This is a genomic window from Bradyrhizobium sp. 23AC (assembly GCF_054863025.1).
The window spans coordinates 38,267-61,155 of the sequence record NZ_JAVAYN010000020.1 but is presented as its reverse complement, the minus strand read 5'-3'; the positions used below and the strand labels follow the sequence as shown (position 1 = coordinate 61,155).

At 62.2% G+C, this 22,889-nt stretch carries 17 protein-coding genes; 8 read left to right on the top strand and 9 right to left on the bottom strand.

Annotated features, from left to right (window positions below; translation table 11 throughout):
- The first annotated feature begins 194 nt into the window (after positions 1-194).
- The gene (locus RAD10_RS33285) at positions 195-2,285 is read left to right on the top strand and encodes a molybdopterin oxidoreductase family protein (protein ID WP_461620729.1); all 2,091 of its coding nucleotides are present in this window, start codon (positions 195-197) and stop codon (positions 2,283-2,285) included.
- On the opposite strand, the gene RAD10_RS33280 is transcribed toward RAD10_RS33285, so the two are convergent.
- On the bottom strand, positions 2,282-3,673 hold the full coding sequence (locus RAD10_RS33280) for a caspase family protein (RefSeq protein WP_461620728.1): 1,392 nt from the start codon (positions 3,671-3,673) through the stop codon (positions 2,282-2,284). The two genes, RAD10_RS33285 and RAD10_RS33280, sit on opposite strands and share 4 nt — an antisense overlap.
- 168 nt (positions 3,674-3,841) lie before the next feature.
- On the opposite strand from RAD10_RS33280, the gene RAD10_RS33275 reads away from it, so the two are divergent.
- Positions 3,842-4,624, top strand: a complete 783-nt coding sequence (locus RAD10_RS33275; protein ID WP_461620727.1) for an enoyl-CoA hydratase/isomerase family protein — start codon at positions 3,842-3,844, stop codon at positions 4,622-4,624.
- Positions 4,625-5,202: 578 nt separating this feature from the next.
- Here the strand turns inward: RAD10_RS33275 and RAD10_RS33270 are convergent.
- Positions 5,203-5,415 carry a hypothetical protein gene (locus tag RAD10_RS33270; protein ID WP_092257747.1) on the bottom strand — a complete coding sequence of 71 codons (213 nt, stop codon included), beginning with the start codon at positions 5,413-5,415 and terminating at the stop codon, positions 5,203-5,205.
- 772 nt (positions 5,416-6,187) lie between these two features.
- Complete coding sequence (locus RAD10_RS33265; RefSeq protein ID WP_461620726.1) at positions 6,188-6,472, bottom strand: ATP-dependent DNA ligase; 285 nt, start codon at positions 6,470-6,472, stop codon at positions 6,188-6,190.
- Positions 6,473-9,058: 2,586 nt separating this feature from the next.
- Here RAD10_RS33265 and RAD10_RS33260 point away from each other — a divergent pair.
- Positions 9,059-9,280: a hypothetical protein gene (locus RAD10_RS33260; RefSeq protein WP_461620725.1), complete on the top strand. Its 222-nt coding sequence runs from the start codon at positions 9,059-9,061 to the stop codon at positions 9,278-9,280.
- Between the two features lie 232 nt (positions 9,281-9,512).
- Here the strand turns inward: RAD10_RS33260 and RAD10_RS33255 are convergent, their stop codons facing one another.
- The 4 genes from RAD10_RS33255 to RAD10_RS33240 all read right to left on the bottom strand — a co-directional run bounded on the left by RAD10_RS33255 (position 9,513) and on the right by RAD10_RS33240 (position 15,294).
- Positions 9,513-10,640 (bottom strand): acyltransferase family protein, encoded by a 1,128-nt coding sequence (locus RAD10_RS33255; protein ID WP_461620724.1) that lies wholly within the window; start codon positions 10,638-10,640, stop codon positions 9,513-9,515.
- A gap of 592 nt (positions 10,641-11,232) precedes the next feature.
- Positions 11,233-11,385 carry a hypothetical protein gene (locus RAD10_RS33250; RefSeq protein ID WP_461620723.1) on the bottom strand — a complete coding sequence of 51 codons (153 nt, stop codon included), beginning with the start codon at positions 11,383-11,385 and terminating at the stop codon, positions 11,233-11,235.
- 479 nt (positions 11,386-11,864) lie between these two features.
- Entirely contained in the window at positions 11,865-12,293 is a 429-nt protein-coding gene (locus RAD10_RS33245) for a GlcG/HbpS family heme-binding protein (RefSeq protein WP_091959287.1), read from the bottom strand.
- Complete coding sequence (locus tag RAD10_RS33240; RefSeq protein WP_461620722.1) at positions 12,286-15,294, bottom strand: FAD-binding and (Fe-S)-binding domain-containing protein; 3,009 nt, start codon at positions 15,292-15,294, stop codon at positions 12,286-12,288. The genes RAD10_RS33245 and RAD10_RS33240 overlap by 8 nt, the downstream gene beginning before the upstream one ends.
- Before the next feature lie 204 nt (positions 15,295-15,498).
- Between RAD10_RS33240 and RAD10_RS33235 the strand changes: the two genes are divergently transcribed.
- Together RAD10_RS33235 and RAD10_RS33230 are read left to right on the top strand one after the other, a co-directional pair.
- A complete protein-coding gene (locus RAD10_RS33235; RefSeq protein WP_461620721.1) occupies positions 15,499-16,698 on the top strand; it encodes a pyridoxal-phosphate-dependent aminotransferase family protein in 1,200 nt (399 codons plus the stop codon).
- 43 nt (positions 16,699-16,741) lie between these two features.
- Positions 16,742-17,539, top strand: coding sequence for an enoyl-CoA hydratase/isomerase family protein (locus RAD10_RS33230; protein WP_461620720.1), 798 nt, complete (start codon positions 16,742-16,744; stop codon positions 17,537-17,539).
- Between the two features lie 573 nt (positions 17,540-18,112).
- Here the strand turns inward: RAD10_RS33230 and RAD10_RS33225 are convergent.
- A complete protein-coding gene (locus RAD10_RS33225; protein WP_461620719.1) occupies positions 18,113-18,607 on the bottom strand; it encodes a hypothetical protein in 495 nt (164 codons plus the stop codon).
- 248 nt (positions 18,608-18,855) lie between these two features.
- A complete protein-coding gene (locus RAD10_RS33220; RefSeq protein ID WP_461620718.1) occupies positions 18,856-19,209 on the bottom strand; it encodes a hypothetical protein in 354 nt (117 codons plus the stop codon).
- Positions 19,210-19,506: 297 nt separating this feature from the next.
- Here RAD10_RS33220 and RAD10_RS33215 point away from each other — a divergent pair, with 297 nt between their 5' ends.
- From RAD10_RS33215 to RAD10_RS33205, 3 genes are all read left to right on the top strand, one after another.
- The gene (locus RAD10_RS33215; RefSeq protein ID WP_177237333.1) at positions 19,507-20,481 is read left to right on the top strand and encodes a Bug family tripartite tricarboxylate transporter substrate binding protein; all 975 of its coding nucleotides are present in this window, start codon (positions 19,507-19,509) and stop codon (positions 20,479-20,481) included.
- A gap of 179 nt (positions 20,482-20,660) precedes the next feature.
- Positions 20,661-21,203, top strand: a complete 543-nt coding sequence (locus RAD10_RS33210) for a tripartite tricarboxylate transporter TctB family protein (RefSeq protein ID WP_461620717.1) — start codon at positions 20,661-20,663, stop codon at positions 21,201-21,203.
- Positions 21,204-21,214: 11 nt separating this feature from the next.
- The gene (locus RAD10_RS33205) at positions 21,215-22,732 is read left to right on the top strand and encodes a tripartite tricarboxylate transporter permease (protein ID WP_461620716.1); all 1,518 of its coding nucleotides are present in this window, start codon (positions 21,215-21,217) and stop codon (positions 22,730-22,732) included.
- Positions 22,733-22,889 lie beyond the last annotated feature (157 nt).

Here is a 22,889-nt window from a genome sequence, read left to right as displayed (position 1 = left end):
AGCGGCAGGGAATGCGGACTGTCGACGGCTCACAAAGCCGATCGTATCAGGGAATATCGGGCGGTTTCGGTGTGACCGCGCCGCCTTCGCGCTTGCAGCAGGAACCCGCGGCGGGCGCGCTTTGAGCAAATCGCATGGGCCGTGCCGGATAAATGCGCTCGGCTGGCTGGTATTTTGGTGTTACGAACTGGGACATGAACCAGCACGCCAAAATCGAAATCCGCCATTCGACCTGTCCGCATGATTGCCCCTCGGCCTGTGCCCTCGATGTCGAGGTGATCGAAGGCCGCAGCATCGGCCGTGTCCGCGGTTCGAAAAAGCAGACCTACACGGCCGGCGTCGTCTGCGCCAAGGTCGCCCGTTACGCTGAGCGCATCCATCACCCCGAGCGGGTCACGTTTCCGATGCGCCGCATTGGGCCGAAGGGCTCGGGGCAATTCGCGCGCATCTCCTGGGACGAGGCGCTGGACGAGATCGGGCATCGCTTCAATCAAGCCGAACGCGAGTTCGGCGCGGAATCGATCTGGCCTTATTATTACGCCGGCACGATGGGTCTCGTGATGCGCGACGGCCTTAATCGTCTCACGCATGTGAAGAAATATTCGCGCTTTTATCAGACCATCTGCGCCAATGTCGCGCGCATCGGCTTTGCGATTGGCACCGGCAAGATCGCCGGCGTCGACCCGCGCGAGATGGCGCTGTCCGACCTCGTCGTGATCTGGGGCACCAATCCCGTCAACACCCAGGTCAACGTGATGACGCACGCCTCCCGCGCGCGCAAAGAGCGCGGCGCGAAGATCGCGGCGGTCGACATCTACGACAACGAGACCATGAAGCAGGCTGATATCAAGATCATCCTGCGGCCCGGCACCGACGGCGCCTTTGCCTGCGGCGTCATGCATGTCCTGTTCCGCGACGGCTATGCCGACCGCGCCTATCTGGACAAATACACCGACTGCCCCGCCGAGCTCGAAGCGCATCTGGAGACGCGCACGCCGGAGTGGGCGTCCGCGATTTCAGGCGTCCCGGTGGCCGAAATCGAAGCCTTCGCGAAGGCGGTTGGCGAGACCAAGCGCACCTTCTTCCGCTTTGGCTACGGCTTTACGCGCAGCCGCAACGGCGCGACGCAGATGCACGCGGCAAATTGCATTCCCGCGGTGACTGGCGCCTGGCAGTATGAGGGCGGCGGGGCCTTCTTCAACAATTACGCGCTGTGGCATTTCAACGAATCCATCATCGAGGGCCACGACGCCATCGACCAGAGCATCCGTGCGCTCGACCAGTCCAAGATCGGCCGTATCCTCACCGGCGATGCCGAGGCCCTGCGCGGCAAGGGGCCAGTCAAGGCGATGCTGATCCAGAACACCAATCCGATGACGGTGGCGCCCGAGCAGGCGCTGGTCAGGCAGGGCTTTGCACGCGAGGATCTGTTCGTCGCAGTGCACGAGCAGTTCCTGACCGAGACGGCGCAGATGGCCGACATCGTGCTGCCGGCGACCATGTTCATGGAGCATGACGATCTCTATTACGGCGGCGGCCATCAGCACATCTCGGTCGGTCCCAAGCTGATCGATCCGCCCGGCGAATGCCGTTCCAACCACGAGGTGTTGCAGGCGCTGGCGCCGCGGCTCGGTGCCAGGCATCAGGGTTTCGAGATGACGCCGCGCGAACTGATCGACGCGACCTTGAGGCTGAGCAACCACGGCGACATCGGCGGCCTCGAAGCCGACATCTGGCGCGACCTGCAACCGGACTTCCGCACTTCGCATTATCTCGATGGCTTTGCCCATGCTGACGGGAAATTCCACTTCAAAGCCGATTGGGCGCACCCGCCGTTCGGCGTGACCATGGGCGATTTCGACAAGATGCCGTCGCTGCCGGACCATTGGGCGGTGATCGAGCACACCGACCAGGCCCATCCGTTCCGGCTTGCGACCAGCCCCTCGCGCAGCTTCCTCAACACCACCTTCAACGAGACGCCGTCCTCGCAGGCGCGCGAGGGCAAGGCCAGCGTGATGATCCATCCGCTGGATGCCGCCGCGCTCGACATCGCCGATGGCGATGCGGTGACGCTCGGCAATCCCCGCGGCGAGACCACGCTGGTGGCGACGCTGTTCGACGGCGTGCGGCGCGGCGTCCTGATCGCCGAGTCCGTTCATCCCAACAAGAACCACATCGGCGGCCGCGGCATCAACATGCTGACCGGAGCCGAAGCCGTGGCGCCGATCGGCGGGGCCGCGTTCCACGACAACAAGGTCTGGATCAGGAAGGCTGCGACCGCTTAGGGGCTGCACTCGGTGACGCCGTAGCCCGCGAACTCCTTCGCAATGTTTGGGTTCATGGACTTTGCCTGCGCGATATCGGTGGCGCCGTCGCCGCCGTTCTTGCGGGTGGCGATGCCGCGGCCGAACAGCGACGATGACGAGCGCGGGTTGCGCTGGATCGCGTCGGTGTAGTCCTTGATCGCCTCAGTGGTCCGGCCGAGCTTGAGGTTGACGAGCCCGCGGCTGTCGAGCGCATCGCTCAATCCGGGATCGACCTGGAGCGCCAGATTGCAGTCGGCGAGCGCACCCTGCAGATCGCCGGTCGCCGCGCGCGTCCAGCAGCGATTGTTGAGCGCCTCGCCATCCCCAGGATTGCGACGAATCATGACGTCGAAATCCTGCATGGCGAGCGCGTAGGCGCGCTTGATCGCATAGACCTGGCCGCGCTTGTAGCGCGAGGCGACGTCATTGGCATTCGCCGCGATCTTGCGGCTGAGATCGGCGATGATCGGATCCCTGGCGAGATCGTCGGCGCTCGGGGGCGGCTCTGCCTGCGCCACCTCGCAGACCGGTTTCTGCGGTTCGGGTTTCTGGGGCTCCGGCTTGATCGGGTCGCCGGCTTTGGTGTCGGGCGGCCGCGTCACTGAACCTGCGAACGAGAATTCCGTGGTCAGCGAGGACGACAGCCACGGCACCTGCTCGCGCTTGGTGGCGGCGACGACGCCGTTCTTGGTGTTGGTCAGGGCCTGCTCGGCGCTGATGTTCGGCGCGCGCATCTCGCGCAGCAGTTCGGCGACGAACAGGCCGTGCTCAGTCTTGCCGCTGGCCGCGACCGCACCGAGCGCGGCGGAGTAGAGCACGAGCGAATTGCTCGGCGCGATCGCCGGCGCAAGGCCCGCCGAATAGCGGCGGAAACGTCGCTCGAACGGGTTGCGGCGCGAGGCGTCGATCAGCGCGATCTTGATCGCGGCGCCGCGCGTGTTCATCTCCGCGAGGATCGCATCAAGGCTGAAGCCGTCGCGCGCCACATCCGGCTCCGTCCAGATCTGCGCGTCGACCGGAAGCAAATAGGTCTGCCGGTTGGACTGGATGGCAAAACCGTCGAAGAAGATCAGCGCCACCGCGCCGCGTTCGATCCGGGCATAGAAGCGATCCAGCACCTGCCGCATGGCGTCGGCCGTGAGATTGTTCTGGCGGTCGACGACGAAACCGTCGCGCTTCAATTCTTCGGTGACGTCCTGGGCGTCGTTGGCGACCTCGTTCAGCACGAACTCGTTGTCGGGATATCTCGCGTTGCCGATCACCAGCGCCAGTTTCGCGGCATCGGCCGCGTGGCTTGCGGGCGCTGCGCTCAGTGCGAGCAAGCCTGTCAGCAATGAAATCATCGCGGCACGCATGAAATGGCTCATCGGTGATCAAAATCTCCAGCCAAGATAACGGCAGTCACCCGCAATTCAATCGCCAACCGAATTTGCGCCCACACGCTATGGTGACACGGCGTTGCAAATTGCCCTTGCGCGCGCCGCCCGTCCTGCCGCAAATGGCTGCAAAACGGATGGCAAGGAAGCGAGCGTATCATGACCGACACCACAGCAATCATCACAGAGAAGCGCGGGCAGGCGTTCTGGATCACCATCAACCGGCCGGAGAAACGTAACGCGCTGAACGGCGAGGTCATCGCCGGCATCACCAAAGGCTATCGCGACGCGCACGACGACAAGGACGTCCGCGTCATCGTGCTGACGGGCGCGGGCGACAAGGCGTTCTGCGCGGGCGCCGATCTGCAGAATTCCGGCGCGGCTTTCGCGATGGATCATTCCAAACCAAATGTTGACTATGCCGATCTGTTACGTTTGTCACAGAACGCCACCAAGCCGGCGATTGCGCGGGTCGGCGGCGTCTGCATGGCCGGCGGGATGGGCCTGCTCTGCATGACCGACATGGCGGTCGCGGCCGATCACGTCGTCTTCGGCCTGCCGGAGGTGAAGGTCGGCGTGTTCCCGATGCAGGTGCTGAGCCTGCTGCAGACCATCGCGCCGCCGCGCCTCGTCAACGAATGGGCACTCACCGGCGAGCCGTTCGATGCGAAGGCGGCGCAAGCCGCGGGCCTGCTCAACTACGTCGTGCCCACCGCCGAGCTCGATGCCAAGGTCGACTGGCTGATCGGCCGCATCGTCGACAAGTCCCCGACCGCGATCCGCCGCGGCAAATACGCCATGCGCGCCATCGCCTCGATGTCATTCGACGAGAGCATCGCCTACACCGAAAGCCAGATCGCGCTGCTCGCGATGACCGAGGACGCCAAGGAAGGGTTGAAGGCGTTCAGCGAGAAGCGGAAGCCGGTCTGGACGGGAAGGTAGAGGGGGCGCAACCGCGCACACCTCGTAGGGTGGGTTAGCTTAGCGTAACCCACCGCTTCTGCTGCCGCAGAGAAAGAAGAGGTGGGTTACGCCCTGCGGGTCGTGCTTTGCGCACCCACAGTGCTAACCCACCCTACGGCATGTCAGCCCGCGTGCCGGGGCTTTTTCGCATGAGAGTAAAGGTGGCCAAAGCTCGATCAAGGGACCGGCTTGCAGAATTCAGAACCTGGTCGGGGCAGGATCATCCTCTTTTGACCTCGGATGGAGATCCAACGCTTGCCGCGCGGTCGACCTGCTCGTCAAACCGAGAAAGGCGCCATGATGATCCGTCCGGCCGGCGAGCCAGTAGCTGCAGCATCTGTTCTTGCGCACGTAGAGGGGCAGGGAGCGCGTGATCATCGGGAGGCCCCTCCCATCATGGGATTGGCGCGTGATCTGGCCCTTGATGTCGATCTCCCGCTCGTGAGGGATGCGCTAACCCGGACTGCACTACAATCTATCATTGCAGATTGGTGACTACGGCACGCAAGGTCAAAGAGAACCCGTCGGCTCCCAGGTCGACGGGTTTTTCATTGGGGCTAGCCGTCCTGGCAGCTGATGCCGAGCCCGTCGCAGGTGAGGGCAAATGAATCTTTCGATTTGGAATCTTCGAAGCAGAACCTGGTGCCGATCTCCGCTCGATCGGTCCACCAAGCGACGTTAGCTCCTTTTGCGATGCGGGAGGCTTCGCCCCGTAGCAGGTCAAGCTGTTTCCCGGCAGCACGAACAATCAGGCAATGCTCTTTGGCCATAAAGGTCTCCAATGGCGATTTGGACGCCGGAAAAATGATCGACCCAAAATGGAAAACTTGCGGCGGAGAACAAATCTACTTGGGGATTGGACGCAGGGGACGACTGCTGCGGCCAGAGCGATGGTCAAAAAAGCCGGGTGAAAAGATCTAAGTGAAAAATTCAGCCAGCCCCGGTGACGCTGACCCTACCGCAGCATTTCTGGGACGCAATATGATGCAGTTCACAATTTTCAGCAGGATTAGCATGCATCAAGGTGAGGGAAGGCCCGCCGGAGCTGGCGAGCCTTCACCTCTAAGCAGAGCCGCGTATGTCCCCCAAGGCCCCGTCCCGAGCGCAAGCTGACAGATTCTCGCTAATGGCGGGCTAAGATCTTCGCCAAGTTGTTGACCGTGCGCTACGTCCATCAGCCGCGCCGATCGTGCGGAAGGTCGCGGTACGGGCCGCGGGCGCCGTATCAGAGCGGCGCCTGTGGCTCGGTTCTAAAGCTCCCGTCCCATTGCTGAATGCAGACGGTTCTTCACCTTACCCAATGCTTCTGTCGGCCACCGCGATAGGGTCCTATCGCGGTGCTTGGAAACCAAACCTTCCAGGCCCATGCGGCACGCTGCCCGGAATAGGTCAGGCCCGATCTCGCCACGCTCGAAAGGGGCCACGCTAATCCCGGCTGGCGCGCTAGTAGCTGCTGCAAGCTTTTCGCATGTGGAGCGGCAGCGACCGCAGGTCGTCGCCCCCATCGCAAGAATGTCGAAGGCGTAAAGCTGAACTTCGTGATCATGCTTGCGGCTGTGCAGCGCGTTGAAGTCGGAGACGCCGTTCCACCCCAAGGATCACGGCCTCCCCATCGATCACAAAGCTCTTTTGCCGGCTCTTCAGCGCTGCCCCGGCAATCCAGGGATAGCGCTTCGTCCAGTCGGTGCCGTTACGAGAGAGGAGGCGCAGACGCTCATTCTCCCGGATGATCAGCATCCGGTAGCCGTCGTGCTTCACCTCATGAATCCAGTCCGGCCCGTTCGGGACCTGCTTGCTGGCAGTAGCCAGGCAGAGCTCATGCGCCATACGCATGGGCCGGAGATAAGGTTTCCCGCTTACTTTACGAGTCGGGAACAAGTGGCAATCTTGATGCGCAAACGGCCTCAAGCAGCTCCGGGGCTGGCTCGGATGCCGAGGCCGTTCGGCGCAGCCGGCAACCCCGGCGCGCGTTCCATACTTTTCCCGATTGCGTTCGCCTTCGCAAGGAATACTTGGACTAACTGTACATTATTGGGTGAACGGCGACGTGCCCAACGAAATTCACAGCGTCGCCACGGCCGACAAAAAGGCCCCAGCTGCAGGGGGGCGGGTGAGCTGGGGCCACTTGACTTGGGGTTACCCTTGGGAAGGGCGTCGGGAAAACTCGGCAAGCGAGGAAACGTTCCAGGAAAACGAAGCGGCTCCCGCTTCTGGAAGGGTGTCCCCTCTGCTGTTGACAACGAAAAGCCCCAGCTGCTGTCTGGGACGGCTAGGGCTCTCTCGCAGGAGACCACCTGTCGTCGGGCAGGTCTCTCGGGGATTAATCCGTGCAGCGATTCGCGTTCCTAAGGAAGCATCCTAATCTGCCCTTCACGGTGTCTGAACCAATATTCTTGGCGCCCGTTAAGGGTTCGGGAGGTCGCCATGCCGGATAGTCGCGAAGTGTATCGCGCCGATGGTCTCAGCAAAAGTTGCGGCAAAGGCCCGCGATCTGCTAGCGAAGGCCCGACAACAGGCGGACGAGCTTCTGAGGATGCCGAAGCCTGACACCTTCCTCGGTCGCAAGACGCGAGCCGTTTCCGATGCAGGACGAAGAGTAAGGCCGCCTCAGTTGGAGGCCCGTAGTTCTCCGGCCGGAGAACAAAGCCGCGGGGCCCGTAGTTCTCCGACCATGAACGGAGTTGGCTTGATCTAACTCAATGGGCCGCCAGTACGCCGCCCAGACGATCAGCCTATGCCCGGCCCCCGACAAGGCGAGCCACGCACAGGAAACCCAGCCCTCCGGCTGGAGGAGGCTCGGCGCCTCATTGAGGAATACGCAGCTGAGCTGCGGGAGATCATCAGACAGCTCCGCCGCAAGATGAATTAAGGCCGCCTCAAAGGGCGGCCCCATTAGGAACTAGCGGCAAGCCTCAGGCTTGGTGCTGTGCTCCGGCTCCATGGCCCCCGTGCGGGCCGGAGTAGTCCAACGGCCCCAGCCGCCGCCAAATTGCTGGGGCCGTTTTTTTGCGGCTATCGCGTTCGATGGCCCATGATTGCCATCTGCGGATTGCCTCGCTCGAAGTCAGGCCGAACATCCCCGCCTCGACTGCCGCAGCCCTGACATACGAAGCGCGGCTCAATGTCCGACAGCCGCACTCATCGGGCCAACAGGCGGCGTCCAAGGCCACATGGTGGCCGCAGTGGCAGTAGACCAAAATACCGCCCAAGCCCATGGGCCCGCATCTGGCCGAAAGTGATCTTCATCGGCCGGCCCTCGGGGTGGGTGAGTGTGTGGCGTCGAACAGAGCGAGGCATGCCGCTATCGAAGCGCCGCGCCGGCGAGAGTCAAAATATCAATACTTTGGGGTTCGGAATGCGAGTGAGCTACTGCGCGTTGTGGTGTCGGAAAAGTCCCCGCATCAATCGTCCTTTTGCGGCGGGGCTGGGTACTTCCTGACGAGCCGATCAAGGGGCTCACGTGCTTCAGCCTCTGTGAGCTCGCGAAATCCGAGGACTCTCGCATCAGACCGGTTGCGGTAAACGTCCAGATGATCTCGCCAGATCTCAGCCGTCGGGCCGCGCAAACCGCGAAGCCAAACAAACCAGACCCTATTCACATTCCGCTCCTGCCAGCTCGCGTCCTGTAGCGGTCCTAGTGTAGCGCAACCAACGCTGCCATGCCGAAAGCGGTCACGCACGCGGCAGCTAATGAGCAGAGAGCTATCACAATCCTCCTTGGGCATGGTGGCCTCCTGACCACAGCCGCCCCTAGTCTCATTGACGTACGAGCTTGGATCTCATGCCGATCAGCATTGTGTAGGCAAGTCGCCGCCAAATCAGGTTCATCAGACTAGCATGGTGGCATCCCCGTGTCTGACGCCGTCAACCTAGAACCTTGTCCGTTTCTGGACGACTTCGTCGATGGCATTAAATGGTTTCGTGCATCGCCCGGTGATCGTGCCAGCGGCCGGCAATGCTAAACGGTCTAGGCTTGGCGCTCGGCTGGGCGCCCGGCAACCGCCAACATGTCCTTTTTCTGCGTCGCCGCGGCGCCCAATAAATTTGCCTTTGTAATTGTGCCCGCCTACTGTCGTAATGCTTTGATTGGTGAGATATTTTCCACTCCAGTTGTGTTGAGGTCGTGATGAGTATTTCCGATCGCACTTTCGATGCCGCTGTTGCTCTGCACCAACGTATCGTTTTTCTCGAATGTCAAATGTCCGAATTAGGTGTCGTACGAAACCGATTAGCGCAAGCTCAGTTGCGCCGTTCCCGGTACAGGCCGTCTCGTTCAGCTTCCAACAGACTAGGTCGGCGCCGTAGGTGTAGGTAACTTCCCGCGCAAGTCTCATTGTTTGACACCGGCGTGAGACATCCCGCGCAAAACGGGCGCTCATGCCATTCCGTCCTCTTTACCGCAGGAGACCGGGAATGGTCAGGCTTATCGTTTTTGCTTTAGTCGCTTTAGCACTGGCGGCCGGCGCTGTGCAGGCACAGCAGGGCATGTCTCGTAAAGGCTTTGTCCGCAGTTTAGATAGCTGCAGGCAGCTTGCTGCCGAGCGTGGGTTCTCTAGTGCGGGCGGAATAATGAAGGGACAAGGTCGCGCAAAGCGAGAGTTTGTTATCAACTGTATGCGCGGCAAGCAAACCTGAATGAGGGCATTGAGGACCCGCAGACCGTCGATGTCGCGGGTTTTTATGTCCTATACTTGTCTCTGCTCTGATCAGGTCACTTCAGCTCAGATAGTTCGACCAGCAGCGCCATGGGCGCGAGACCTCTACGTACCGCCCCCCAAGTCGACAAGCGGCCGATGCAGAAATCTCAGGCATAAGAGCGGACCTGAAGCTGCGCGAGCGAGAGCTTCGCATTAGATATGAGATTCGGCTAGCAGAGACAGCGCCCACCGGTTCTCGCTGGCGAGTTCATCGCGTTTAGATTTGCGGGGACACGATCCCATGGAATACGATGGGCGATGCGGATCAACGGCCGCTCGATCCATCGGTAACTTACCCATCCGACAACAGCGACCGAGGCGAGGGTCGTTGCGTAAAACGCGAAAAGCCCGGGGACTCCAGTAGCTCCAAAGGGAATCGCGAGCACAGTCAGGATGACCGTATTCCACAAATAGACGCTGTAGCTGGCGTCACCTGCTGCAATCATCACGCGTGGAATTCGGATGGCGTTCCGCATTTCCAGGGCCACCAAACCATAAACCATCAAAGCAGAGGGGATTCCAAATCCGAAGATGCGGAATGTTTGGGCGTCGATCGCATAGTGTCCGCCGGCGAGGTAGGGGCCGACAAAATCAGGAACCGCGGACTTAAATAAGAAAGCGACCGATGCTGCTATCCACACCGCTCCCATCAAAAATGCTGTTTTCGCGAAGCAATGGACCTGGGAGGACACGAACGCTGCTACGACAACACCCATCACGAATTCAGTCAGATGCAAGCTCGTGAAGGATGAGGATGGAAGGCCGCCGTAAAAGGCAAAACCGCAGGACGCAACGATCGCAACGGATAAGACGGCGTAACCGTACGAAAGGCTACGGCCGAACAAAATGAGCAACAGCGCCACCAAGAAATAGAAGCGCAGCTCGATAACGAGAGTCCACGCAACTCCATGATTGATCGGTGGCTTTACCAATGTGAGTTGCCACCACCAGCTCCGCCAGTCCGCCCAATGAAAGGTTTCCTGCGGCAGCACGGTGACAAAAAAAGTGATCCAAAAAAGAGGGAAGATCCGCAACGCTCGCTTAGTGGTGAAGTCGACGCATTCTCTAAAGCGATCGCTCTGCCGAGGCGCTTGGGTGACCATGAAAATGATGAAGCCGGAAATGACGAAAAATAGATCGACGCCCGCGTGCACATAGGATTGCGTGGCTCGATAAAGGAACACGCCTAACGCATCTGTTTTGCCGAGAACCGTCGTTGCCTGCGAACCGATGTGACCGAGCACTACTGCCCAAGCTGCCAGCGCTCGCAGCGACTGGATTGATCCTAATTTCCCCATAAGGTCGGTTAAGGTCGGCGTCTGCGGATGTCCAGCGGAAAACTAATGGCCTCGACCCTGAAGCTCCGGATACCCTGATGAAAATGCGCCTCTTTCTGAAAACCATATTCGTCGTCCTCGGCATCTTCTTGGATTGCTGGCGCTCAGCGTCGTCACATTCGATGACGTGCCGAACGGCTCTGCTTATCTAGGCCCTAACGCTAAAGAGAGTCCGAGAAAAATTCCCCAGGCTGGGAAAAGGCTCGCTAGCGCATGGCGAAGTTCCAGTCGTTGCCGCCGGTGTTGGACTGGCCCCAGCTCTCGCCGCTCTTGCGGATCAAGCGCAAATGCGGCACAGTTGGAAGATGATCCAAAACTGGTTTTTGGCTCTCTTTTCGGGTCTGATGGTAGTGGGCTGCTTTCTGGCCGCTATATTGGCCGACACCGTCACTCGCAGGATCAGGGAGCGACGTTCTCGCTCCGTCGGTTCACGCCGGCCGCGCTCTCTGCAATAGTCGGATCCCATTTTCAGGAGGCCCGCCGGCTCACGCTGGGGGGCCCGAGCTGCCCTTGCGTCACTCATCGGCTAGCGGCGGGAGTGGATACTTCCTGGCTAGATGACCAAGTGGCTCGCCCGTGCAGCCCGAACCGAGGCGCCCGGAGCCCGGACATAGCGCTCGAGCACATGGAAGTACTTCCGCTCAAGCACGGCCCGGGTCACCTCCTCGTCGAACGACGCGGACGAAATGCCATGCAGGTCGAGCATGCGAGCAGTCTTCAAAATTCTGATGGGAAGGCGTCTTTGCCGCCGACGAATGAGGCGCCGAGCGATCTACCGCAACGGTTCAGGTTCTGGGGATGATGCTGTAGATGAGCAGCCGACTAATCCGATTATTCGCAATACCGGCGCTCGCGTAGCTCTGAGGCATGAAGTAGCCGGAAACTAGCAAAAAAAGATCCCAGCGGCCACGAAGCCCGCGATCAGCGAAGGACAAGATGGTGGCTGCCTGGCACCTACCAGCAGGCCGTGATGACGCCGGCGCGGTAGGCCAGAGACAAATCCGAAGTCCTTGCTTCTCCTATGCGGACCACGGCTGTTGTTAGCAGCAGCATCGACAGAAACTCGCTCAGCCTTGATATCAACTGGGCTCGAATGAGAAGTGTAGTTTACGAGAGATGGTAAGCCCTGGTGATCTGCAGAAGCCGATCTGCGCGCCTTTGTGATAGCCGGTGCTGCTCACGAACCTATCCGGCACTCGCCTTCAGCCCCGCCGCCTGGATACCCGCCACCGCGCAGGCCTCGTCATTGTCCGAGGTATCGCCGGAGACGCCGACAGCGCCGAGCAGCGTCGCGCCGTCCATGATCAGGACGCCGCCGGGGACCGGCACCAGCGCGCCCTTGGCGATGGTGTTCACGGCGTCGATGAAAAAGGCCTGCTCCTGGGCGCGCTGGAACAGGGCACGTGAGCCCATGCCCATGGCGAGCGCGCCATAGGCCTTTCCGTGGGCGATCTCGCCGCGCATCAGGCTGGTGCCGTCCTGCGCCGCCGCGAGCTTGAGCACGCCGCGCGCGTCGAGGATGGTGACGACCAGCGGCTTCAGCTTGAGTTCGCCGGCCTTCGCGAAGGCGGCGTCGAGGATCTTGCGGGCGGTGTCGAGCGTGAGGTCAGCCATGGCTGGTTTCCTTTGCAGCAGTTGAGGTGGAATTGGTCTCAGTATGATCAAGGCTCATCGCCAGCACGCGCGCGACGTGAATCGCCTCGCGCTGGGCGCCGTCGTGGATCTGGTGGCGGCAGGAGGTGCCGTCGGCAACGACGAGAGTCGTTAGGTCCGCGCGCCGCACGGCGGGCAGCAGCGACAGCTCGGCCATCTCGATCGAGGCATCATAGGTGTCGGCGCCATAGCCGAACGCGCCGGCCATGCCGCAGCAGCTCGACTCGATGGTCTCGACCGCAAGGCCCGGGACGAGCCGCAGCACCTGCTCGACCGGCTTGAAGGCGCCGAAGGATTTTTGATGGCAATGGCCGTGCACGACGGCCTTCTCAGCGACGGTGCCGAGGGGCAATTGCAGCCGGCCGGCCTCGGCCTCGCGCACCAGAAATTCCTCGAAGGTCAGCGCGTGCGCGCCGACCGCCTTGGCGTCGTTGTCCTTGCGCAGCGAGGCGAGCTCGTCGCGCAGCGTCAAGAGGCAGCTCGGCTCGAGACCGACGATCGGCACGCCGCGCGCGGCAAAGGGTGCAAAGGCGGCGATGAGCCGATCGAGCTCGACCCTGGCTTCATCGACGAGTCCGGCGGACAGGAAGGTGCGGCCGCAGCAGAGCGGGCGGCTGCCGCTCTGCGCCTTCGGCAGATGCACGCGATAACCGCCGGCCGCGAGCACGCGCAGGGCGGCATCGAGGTTCTCGCGCTCATAGATGCGATTGAAGGTGTCGGCGAACAGCACGACCTCACGGCCATCAACGGGGCCGACCACGTCAGCCGCTGGCGCAAAAACGTCGCTGCGGAAGGCGGGCAGGGCGCGGCGCGCGCTGATGCCGGCAAAGCGTTCGAACAGCTTTCGGAGCAGCGGGCTGCGGTTGCGCAAATTGGCCAGCGGCGCGAAGCGCGATGCGAGGCCGGCATAGCGCGGGAGAAAACCGACCAGGCGGTCGCGCAATCTCAGGCCGTGCGAGGCGGCACGCGCGGCCAGCACCTCGATCTTCATCTTGGCCATGTCGACGCCGGTCGGGCATTCGTGGCGGCAGGCCTTGCAGGAGACGCAGAGTTTCAGCGTTTCCATCATCTCGTCGGAGGACAAAGCATCCGGGCCGAGCTGGCCCGAAATCGCAAGGCGCAGCGTGTTGGCGCGGCCGCGGGTGACGTCCTTCTCGTTGCGCGTGGCGCGATAGGACGGGCACATCACGCCCCCCTCGAGCTTGCGGCAGGCGCCGTTGTTGTTGCACATCTCGACCGCGCCCTGGAAGCCGCCGCCGGCGCCGGGATAAGCCGACCAGTCGAGCTTCGTCTTCAGCTCGCCGACGCGATAGTCGGGCTTGAAGCGGAACAGCGAGCGGTCGTCCATCTTCGGTGCGTCGACGATCTTGCCTGGATTGAGCGTGCCATCGGGATCGAAGCGCTGCTTCACCTCGCGGAAGTCGGCGACCAGGCGCTCGCCGAACATGGTTTCGTGGAATTCCGAGCGCACCAGGCCGTCGCCATGCTCGCCGGAATGCGAGCCCTTGTACTCGCGCACCAGCGCGAAGGCCTCTTCGGCGATGGCGCGCATCGCCTTGACGTCCTTCTCCAGCTTCAAATTCAGCACCGGGCGCACATGCAGGCAGCCTTCGGAGGCGTGCGCATACATCGTGCCGCTGGTGCCGTGCTTCGCAAACACCTCGTTCAGCCGTGCGGTGTAGTCGGCGAGGTGCGGCAGCGGCACCGCGCAATCCTCGACGAAGGAGACCGGCTTGCCCTCCTGCTTCATCGACATCATGACGTTGAGGCCGGCGGCGCGGAAATCGGCGATGCCGCTCTGCAGTGCAGGGTCGGTGATCTCGACGACGCCGCCCCATTTGCGTTTGTCGTTATTCCAGCCAAAGCCGAGATCGCCCATGAGCTCACCGAGCTGCTTCAGGCGCACGAGATTATCGGCCTGGTCCTCCTCGGCGAACTCGACGACCAGCACGGCGTCCGGATCGCCCTTGATCGCGGTGGAGATAATGGGGCGGAACATCGCGATGTCGCGGCCGAGCGCGAGCATGGTGCGGTCGACCAGCTCGACCGCGATCGGCTTCAGCTTGACGAGATGCTGGGCCGCATCCATCGCCTCGTAGAAGCTGCCGAAATGACAAACGCCCAGCGCCTTGTTGCGGATCACGGGCCACAGCTTCAGCTCGACCTTGGTGGTGAAGGCCAACGTGCCCTCGGAGCCGACCAGGAGGTGCGCCATGTTGTTGCGCGCATTGCGCGGCACCAGCGCATCGAGATTGTAGCCGCCGACGCGGCGCTGCACTTTTGGAAAGCGCGCGGCGATCTCGTCGGCCTCGCGCGTGCCGAGATCGAGCATGTCGCGGAACAGGGCACGTGCGCTGCTGCCGGCGTCGAGATCGGAGAGATCGCGCGAGACCTCGCCGTAACGGCTCAAGGTGCCGTCGGCGAGGGCGGCCTCCATCGAGAGCGTGTTGTCGCGCATCGTGCCGTAGCGCAAGCTGCGTCCGCCGCAGGAATTGTTGCCGGCCATGCCGCCGATGGTGGCGCGCGAAGCCGTGGAGACGTCGACCGGGAACCAGAGGCCATGCTTTTTGAGCTGGCGGTTGAGCTCGTCGAGCACGATGCCGGGCTCGACCACGCAGGTGCGGCCTTCGACGTCGAGCGAGAGGATGCGGTTCAGGTGTTTCGACAGATCGACCACGATCCCGTCATTGACGGTCTGGCCGCATTGCGAGGTGCCGCCGCCCCGCGGGGTGACCTTACGCCCCTCGTCGCGGGCGATCGCCAGCGCCAGCAAGGCCTCGTCCATGGTCTTGGGCACGACCACGCCGGCCGGCACGATCTGGTAGAACGAGGCGTCGGTGGCGTAGCGGCCACGGCTGAAGCGGTCGAACAGGACATCGCCGGTGATTTCCCGGGCCAGGCGTGCCGCCAAGCCGCCCTTTTGAGCCGATTCCGGTGATTTTCCAGCCACTTCCGCCGCCATGGTCCGCTTTCGCCTTTTCGCCGGCACCGTCTTGCCTCCCGTCACGGCCCTTGGCAAGCGAGCCCTGCTTCTTGGGCATTGACGGACCTCGCCGGGCGAGGGACAAGCCCGGCGAATAGTGATATGCGAGCGGCTCGCGGGAGCCCCGAATTCGGGCCCCGACGCTCACGTCGAGACAAGCCTCAAAGACCGGGAAGGACGCCGATGACCGTGCACACTGGAAGGCATTTCTTACAGATTCCAGGACCGACCAACGTGCCCGACCGGGTGCTGCGGGCGATGGACATGCCGACCCTGGACCATCGCGGTCCGGAGTTCGCCGAGCTCGGTTTTGCGGTTCTTGCCTCGATGCAGCGGGTGTTCCGCACCAAGCAGCCCGTGATCATCTTCCCCTCGTCCGGCACCGGCGCCTGGGAAGCGGCGATGGTCAACGTGTTCGCGCCCGGCGACAAGCTCCTGATGTGCGAGACCGGCCAGTTCGCCGTGCTGTGGCGCGGCATCGCCGACAAGTTCAAGTTCGACGTCGACTTCATCCCGAGCGACTGGCGCCACGGCGCCGACCTCGCCGAGATCGAGAAGCGTCTTGCCGCCGACAAGCAGCACGCGATCAAGGCCGTCTGCGTCGTGCACAACGAGACCTCGACCGGCTGCGTGACGCCGCCGCTGGAGGTGCGCAAGCTGCTCGACCGGGTCAAGCATCCGGCGCTGCTGGTGGTCGACACCATCTCCGGCCTCGGCTCGATGGAATATGAGCACGACGCCTGGGGCATCGACGTCTCGGTCGCCGGCTCCCAGAAGGGCCTGATGCTGCCGCCCGGCCTCGGCTTCAACGCCGTCTCGGAGAAGGCGCTGGCCGTGGCCAAGGCCAACCCCGGCATGCGCTCCTATTGGGATTGGCAGGAAGTCATCAACTTCAACAAGCTCGGCACCTTCCCCTACACGCCCGCCACCAACCTGCTCTACGGCCTGCGCGAAGCGGTCAAGATGCTGGAGGAGGAGGGGCTGGAGAACGTCTGGACCCGCCACAAGCGCCACAGCGCGGCGACGCGCGCCGCGATCAAGGTCTGGGGCCTGGAGACGCAGTGCGCCGACCCGGCTGCGCACTCGCCGGCGCTGACCGGCGTGCGCGTGCCTGATGGCCACGACGCCGACGCCTTCCGCAAGGTTGTGCTGGAAAACTTCGACATGTCGCTCGGCACCGGCCTGAACAAGGTCAAGGGCAAGGTCTTCCGCATCGGCCATATCGGCCACTTCAACGATCTGATGCTGATGGGCACGCTTGCCGGCGTCGAGATGGGCCTGGATCTGGCCAAGATTCCGCACCGGAGCGGCGGCGTGTTGGCGGCCATGGACGTCCTGAAGGGACGCGACGCGGTGCCGATGACCAAGGCTCAGGTGGCTTAACGCCTCGGCAGGCCTCGACGAACTTAAGAGAAGAGAGCGCGCGATGAACGCACCGACGACTGCCAACGAAGACCTGCTCTACTCCGTCACGGACGGCATCGCGCGGATCACCTTCAACCGCCCGCAGGCGCGCAACGCAATGACCTTCGCCATGTATGATCGCATGGCGGAGATCTGTCAGGAGATCAACGCAGACCGTTCGATCAAGGCGCTGATCCTGACCGGCGCCGGCGACAAGGCGTTTGCCTCCGGCACCGACATTTCCCAGTTTCGTGCGTTCAAGACCGCGCAGGACGCACTCGACTACGAGGCCCGCATCGACCGCGTGCTCGGCACGCTCGAGCAGTGCCGCGTCCCCGTGATCGCGGCCATCGCCGGCGCCTGCACCGGCGGCGGCGCCGGCATCGCGGCCTGCTGCGACCTGCGCATCGGCACCGAGACGACGCGGATGGGCTTTCCGATCGCGCGCACGCTCGGCAACTGCCTGTCGATGTCGAACATCAGCCGCGTCGTGGCGCTGGTGGGTCCCGCCCGTACCAAGGATCTGATCTTCAAGGCGCGGCTCGTCGAGGCGCCGGAGGCGCTGGCGCTTGGCCTGCTCAACGAGGTCGTGCCCGACGTCGAGACGCTGCAGCGCCGCGCCGACGAAACCGCAAAGCTCGTCGCCAGCCACGCGCCGCTCACGCTGGAAGCGACCAAGGAAGCGGTGCGCCGCATCCGCCGCACGCTGTCGCGCGAAGAGGGCGAGGACTTGATCCTGAAGGCCTATATGAGCGAAGATTTTCGCGAGGGCATGGACGCCTTCCTCAACAAGCGTACGCCGAACTGGAAGGGCAATTAGCTCGCGTCCTTCAAGGACCCGCTGCAGTGCGCCTCCGTGTCCAGTCCCAACGCGCCTCCGACAGCCGCCGCCCAAGCGATCTCGATAATGCCGGTCTTTGCACGTTGCGCAGGCGTACCGAGGGGGCGGTTGGCTATCTTGCCGTCCCAACAAAGTGTCCGTCTGCCTCGCCGTCCTTAGTGAATCTTGGACAGACGCAAAAGCCTCCCGGTGAGCTGCGGGTTGGACACATGACCTTTGGTGTTCCCGACGGCAGTTCGGAAGCATTCACGAGGCATTCCGATTTAGGTTTTGGATCCTGCGACGCACCCGTGGCGAACACGGCTGTACTAGCGCCGGCCAGCATTAAAACAATAAGGACGCCTTGAAGGAAGCTCATGCGTAGTCCTTCTAGCGGTAGCAATCCAATTGAGCGGTTCTTCAACAGGATCGAGCAACATCATCGGCGGGCAACGCGCTACGGCAAATTTACCGCCAACTGCCTCGCTCTTCCAGTTTGCTAATCAGGCTATGGCTCGGCGCTAAAAATAAGTCCTATTCCTAGATTGATGCCGCGGAACCAAACATGTGGGTTCATTCCTCGCGCCGATAAGTATTCCGTCGCGTCTGTGTCTTGCGAATTTCTTGGTAACCCGTCGCTTCATCTATGAGACGCATCGTGCATGAGCGTGCGAGCTGCTTAGCGATAATTTGGGCGCGGTTTGCAATGTCGTGCTGAGTCGCTTTTAGGACTCCAGCATGTTGTGCGCGCGCAAAGACTTCGCAGACCTTTGGGAGGAAGTTCGGCGCGTACCCGAACGCCTTAACGCCCTGTTTGGTGCGGAATTCGATCTGGTCGGCTATCGCGAAAAGGTCTTCGCCGATAAAAGGTTTGAGACTCTGCACTGTCAAAAAAGCAGGGAGATTGGGGCCGCTCCTGTAATACTGACGTCCTTTGGGCGGGCGAATTCGGCCTAGGCCTACCATGAAGCCACTCTGAGTGATCACGCGCTGCCCGTTGTCGAGGACCGCAACCTCAACCTCGATGGTTCCGAATTGAAGGACGCCTTCATGCGTCGCTTGCGGCAAGTGTCTCGCCCAACGGGCTTTAGCGGCCTTCCGAGCGATTTCCCTACGCTCGTCACGTGAAAGGGCGGCTGCCCTTGCAGCGCCGCCGGCGGCTCGGGCGGGAACTCCCCACTGGACCTTCCACCGCGTTCTCCGCCGCTCGTGGTCGAGGTCTAAACTTACTTTTGTACGCGTATTCATGCTTCAGCAATATGGTCAGATCAGAAAATTGCAAGCGCGGCGTGGAAGCAAAAATGGGCGCAGCAACCTTACGCCGCGAGCAATGCCGGATCATTTAGTACGGCCCTAACGCGTTCAGGCGAAGAGCACTGCCAGACTGCTGTACAAAATGCCGCCAGCATCATGTCCTTGCACCGAATTTGCGGAACCGGCGGAAACATGGCCGCGAGCGCTTGGGCAACACTTAGTGCCTGGTAGATATTTCGTTCTTGGTAGAGCTTCGGGCCAAGGAGGCCTCCCAGCAATCCGCCCCAAAAGTTATGTCTGTGCGAACGCACCAAGACGCCTTTCTTGCCTACCGAGATCCAACAGGCGTCTCCGCTCTCCAGTATGATGGTCGCATCGTGGCCAAATTTTTCGTTGATGTAGAGTAGGCGCGGCATCACTCGTCACTCTTAGCTTCTTTGCATTTTCGGAAATTACGCTTAATCGAATTGGCCCATTCCTAAAATAAGTTTAGGCCTTAATCAGGACCACGGCTAACTCCTCCGAGCCCGGCGGATCGCTTGTAGCTCAGGTGCGCGAGGCTTGTCTCGTTTCGGATCTCATTCCAAAGTCATAACGGGGATGACGTCGGACGGCTTGAACTTGGCCGGATTCGCCAGCACAATGGTCATTGAATTCATCTCTGAATTTCCAATCCGAACAAGAACATAGGGAAGACGCCCGTGGGACATGGAATGAAGGCCGCGATTGCGCTGACAGTCGCGCTTTGCGGCACGCCGGCTTTTGCCGGCTGGGAGCCGGCAAAGCCGGTCGAGATCGTGGTGGCGGCGGGCGCGGGTGGCGCCTCCGACCAGATGGCCCGGATGATGCAGGCCGCGATCCAGAAGAACAATCTGATGAAGCAGCCGATCGTCGTCTCGCTCAAGGGCGGCGCCTCGGGTGCGGAAGCGCTGATGTACATGAAGTCCAGCGAGGGCGATCCGAACAAGGTGCTGATCGCCTATTCGCTGATCTACATGCTGCCGCTGTCGGCCAAGATCCCCTTCAACTGGCGTGAGCTGACCCCGGTTTCGGTGGTCGCGCTCGACCAGTTCGTGCTCTGGGACAACAGCGCGGGCCCCAAGACGGTGAAGGAATTCGTCGCGGCCGCAAAGGCGGCGAGCGCGCCGTTCAAGATGGGCGGCACCGGCTCCAAGCGCGAGGATCACGTGCTGACCGTCTTCCTCGAGCAGAAGACCGGAGCAAAATTCTCCTATCTGCCCTACAAGTCCGGCGGCGAGGCCGCAACCCAGCTGGTCGGCAACCACACCGAAGCCAACGTCAACAATCCATCGGAAAATCTCGAAGTCTGGCGCGCCGGCCAGGTGCGCCCGCTCTGCGTGTTCGACAAGGAGCGCATCTCCTACACCAGCAAGGTGACGGACACCCAGTCCTGGGCCGACATCCCCACCTGCAAGGAGGAGGGCGTCGACGTGCAATATCTGATGCTGCGCGCGATGTTCCTGCCCGGCAAGGTGACGGCCGAGCAGCAGGCGTTCTATGTCGAGCTGTTCCACAAGGTGACGCAGACCGCCGAGTACAAGGACTACATGGAGAAGCAGGCGCTGAAGCCGATCTTCCTCACCGGCAAGGACATGGTGCAGTTCCTCGAGGAGGATGATGCCATCAACAAGTCGCTGATGACCGAAGCCGGATTCGTCGCGAAGTAACTGTCTTCTTCACCTCGCCCCGCTTGCGGGGAGAGGTCGGATTGCATCGAAGATGCAATCTGGGTGAGGGGGACTCCCCGCGAGTCCATCTTTCACCGTCCTCGTGGAGACTCCCCCTCACCCTGACCCTCTCCCCGCAAGCGGGCGAGGGGATTGGCCACAGCGTTTGTTGTTCGCTCATGTCCCAAACCGATCTTGAAATCGTCGTCGACGATCCGACCGCGCCTGAAGACGATTCGCCTTCCGTCGTCTCGTCCGGCACGATCGAGATATTCGTCTGCCTGCTGCTGCTCGCGCTGGCCGTCACGCTCGGCTACGACAATTGGCGCACCGGCGCATCCTGGGATTCGACCGGGCCCGAACCCGGTTATTTTCCGTTCTATCTCTCGGTCATCCTCGGCGGCGGCAGCCTCTACGGCCTGATCGTGGCGCTGCTGGCGCGGCGTGCGGGGTCCGGAACCTTCGTCACGCGCGCGCAGGCCCGCCGCGTCATGGCGGTGTTCGTGCCGACGCTGCTGTTCTGCCTCGTGATGCAGTTCCTCGGCCTCTATGTCGCGAGCTTCCTCCTGATCTCGGGCTTCATGCGCTTCGTCGGCAAGATCGCGCTGTGGAAGTCGCTGCTTACCGCTCTTGTGTTCACGGCGATCATGTTCGTCACATTCGATGTCGCGTTCGACGTCATCATGCCGAAAGGGCCGCTCGAAGCGGCCTTCGGCCGCTAGGCGGTCCCGCAATGGAAGCTTTCGGTCTCCTGCTCCACGGCTTTGCCGTCCTGCTGACGTGGAAGACGCTCGTCCTGATGATGGTCGGGCTGGTGCTCGGCATCTTCGTCGGCGTGCTGCCCGGGCTGGGCGGTCCCAACGGCGTCGCGATCCTGCTGCCGCTCACCTTCACGATGGATCCGACCTCGGCGATCGTGATGCTGTCCTGCATCTATTGGGGCGCGCTATTCGGCGGCGCGATCACCTCGATCCTGTTCAACATCCCCGGCGAAGCCTGGTCGGTCGCGACCACCTTCGACGGCTATCCGATGGCGCAGCAGGGCAGGGCCGCGGAGGCGCTGACCGCGGCGTTCACCTCCTCCTTCATCGGCTCGTTGGTCGCGGTGCTGCTGATTACGTTCCTCGCGCCGATGATCTCGTCCTTTGCGTTGAAGTTCGGCCCGCCCGAGTTTTTCGCGGTTTATCTGCTGACATTCTGCTCGTTCGTCGGATTGGGGCGCGAGGCCAAGCACAAGACCGTCATCTCGATGTCGCTGGGGCTGCTGCTCGCCGGCATCGGCATGGATACCGTGTCGGGCAATCTCCGCATGACCTTCGGCTCGCCTGAGCTGCTCCGCGGCATCAACTTCTTGGTGGCCGTGATTGGCCTGTTCGGCATCAGCGAGATCCTGCTGACGATGGAGGAGCGGCTGGCGCTGCGCGGGCACGCCGCAAGCATTTCGCTCCGCGTCGTGCTCAGCGTCTGGAAGGACCTGCCGAAATACTGGGCGACGCTGCTGCGCTCCTCCTTCATCGGCTGCTGGCTCGGCATCACCCCGGGCGGCGCGATCGCGGCCTCCTTCATGGGCTACAACCTCGCCAAGCGTTTCGCCAAGGATCCCGAAAGTTTCGGCAAGGGCCGCATCGAGGGCGTGTTTGCGCCGGAGACGGCGGCGCATGCGTCGGGCACCTCGGCGCTGCTGCCGATGCTGGCGCTCGGCATTCCCGGCTCGGGCACCGCGGCGATCCTGCTCGGCGGCCTGATGGTATGGGGGCTCAATCCGGGGCCGTTGCTGTTCGTCGAGCACAAGGACTTCGTCTGGGGCCTGATCGCCTCGATGTATCTCGGCAATGTCGTCGGCCTCGTGCTGGTGCTGACGACGGTGCCGATCTTCGCCTCGATCCTCCGCGTGCCGTTTGCCGCGGTGGCGCCGATGATCGTGGTGTCCTGCGCGATCGGCGCCTACGCGATCCAGAACGCGATGTTCGACATTTGGCTGATGCTCGGCTTCGGCATTGTCGGCTACGTCTTCAAGAAGATCGGCATTCCGCTGGCGCCGTTCACCCTCGCGCTTGTGCTCGGCAATCGCGCCGAGGATGCCTTTCGTCTGTCGATGATCGGCTCCGGCGGCGACCTCAAGGTGTTCTGGTCGAACGGCCTGGTCGGCTTGATCACGACGTTGGCGATCGTCCTGCTGTTCTGGCCGGTGATCGACGGGCTCCTAACGCGCTTGGGACGGAAGCAACGGGCTAGAGCTATGCAAGGGTAAGGCAAATATGGGCCCCGGCGTGGAAGCCCGCATGCGCGGGAGGTTGTGAGCTGAGGGTGTTCGAGGCACGCTCGTTCCTATGCAGAACGACCCATCTTCTTGCGCTAATTCTCTCTCTCTCTCTCTCTCTCTCTCTCTTCTGGTTGGTTCTATGGCA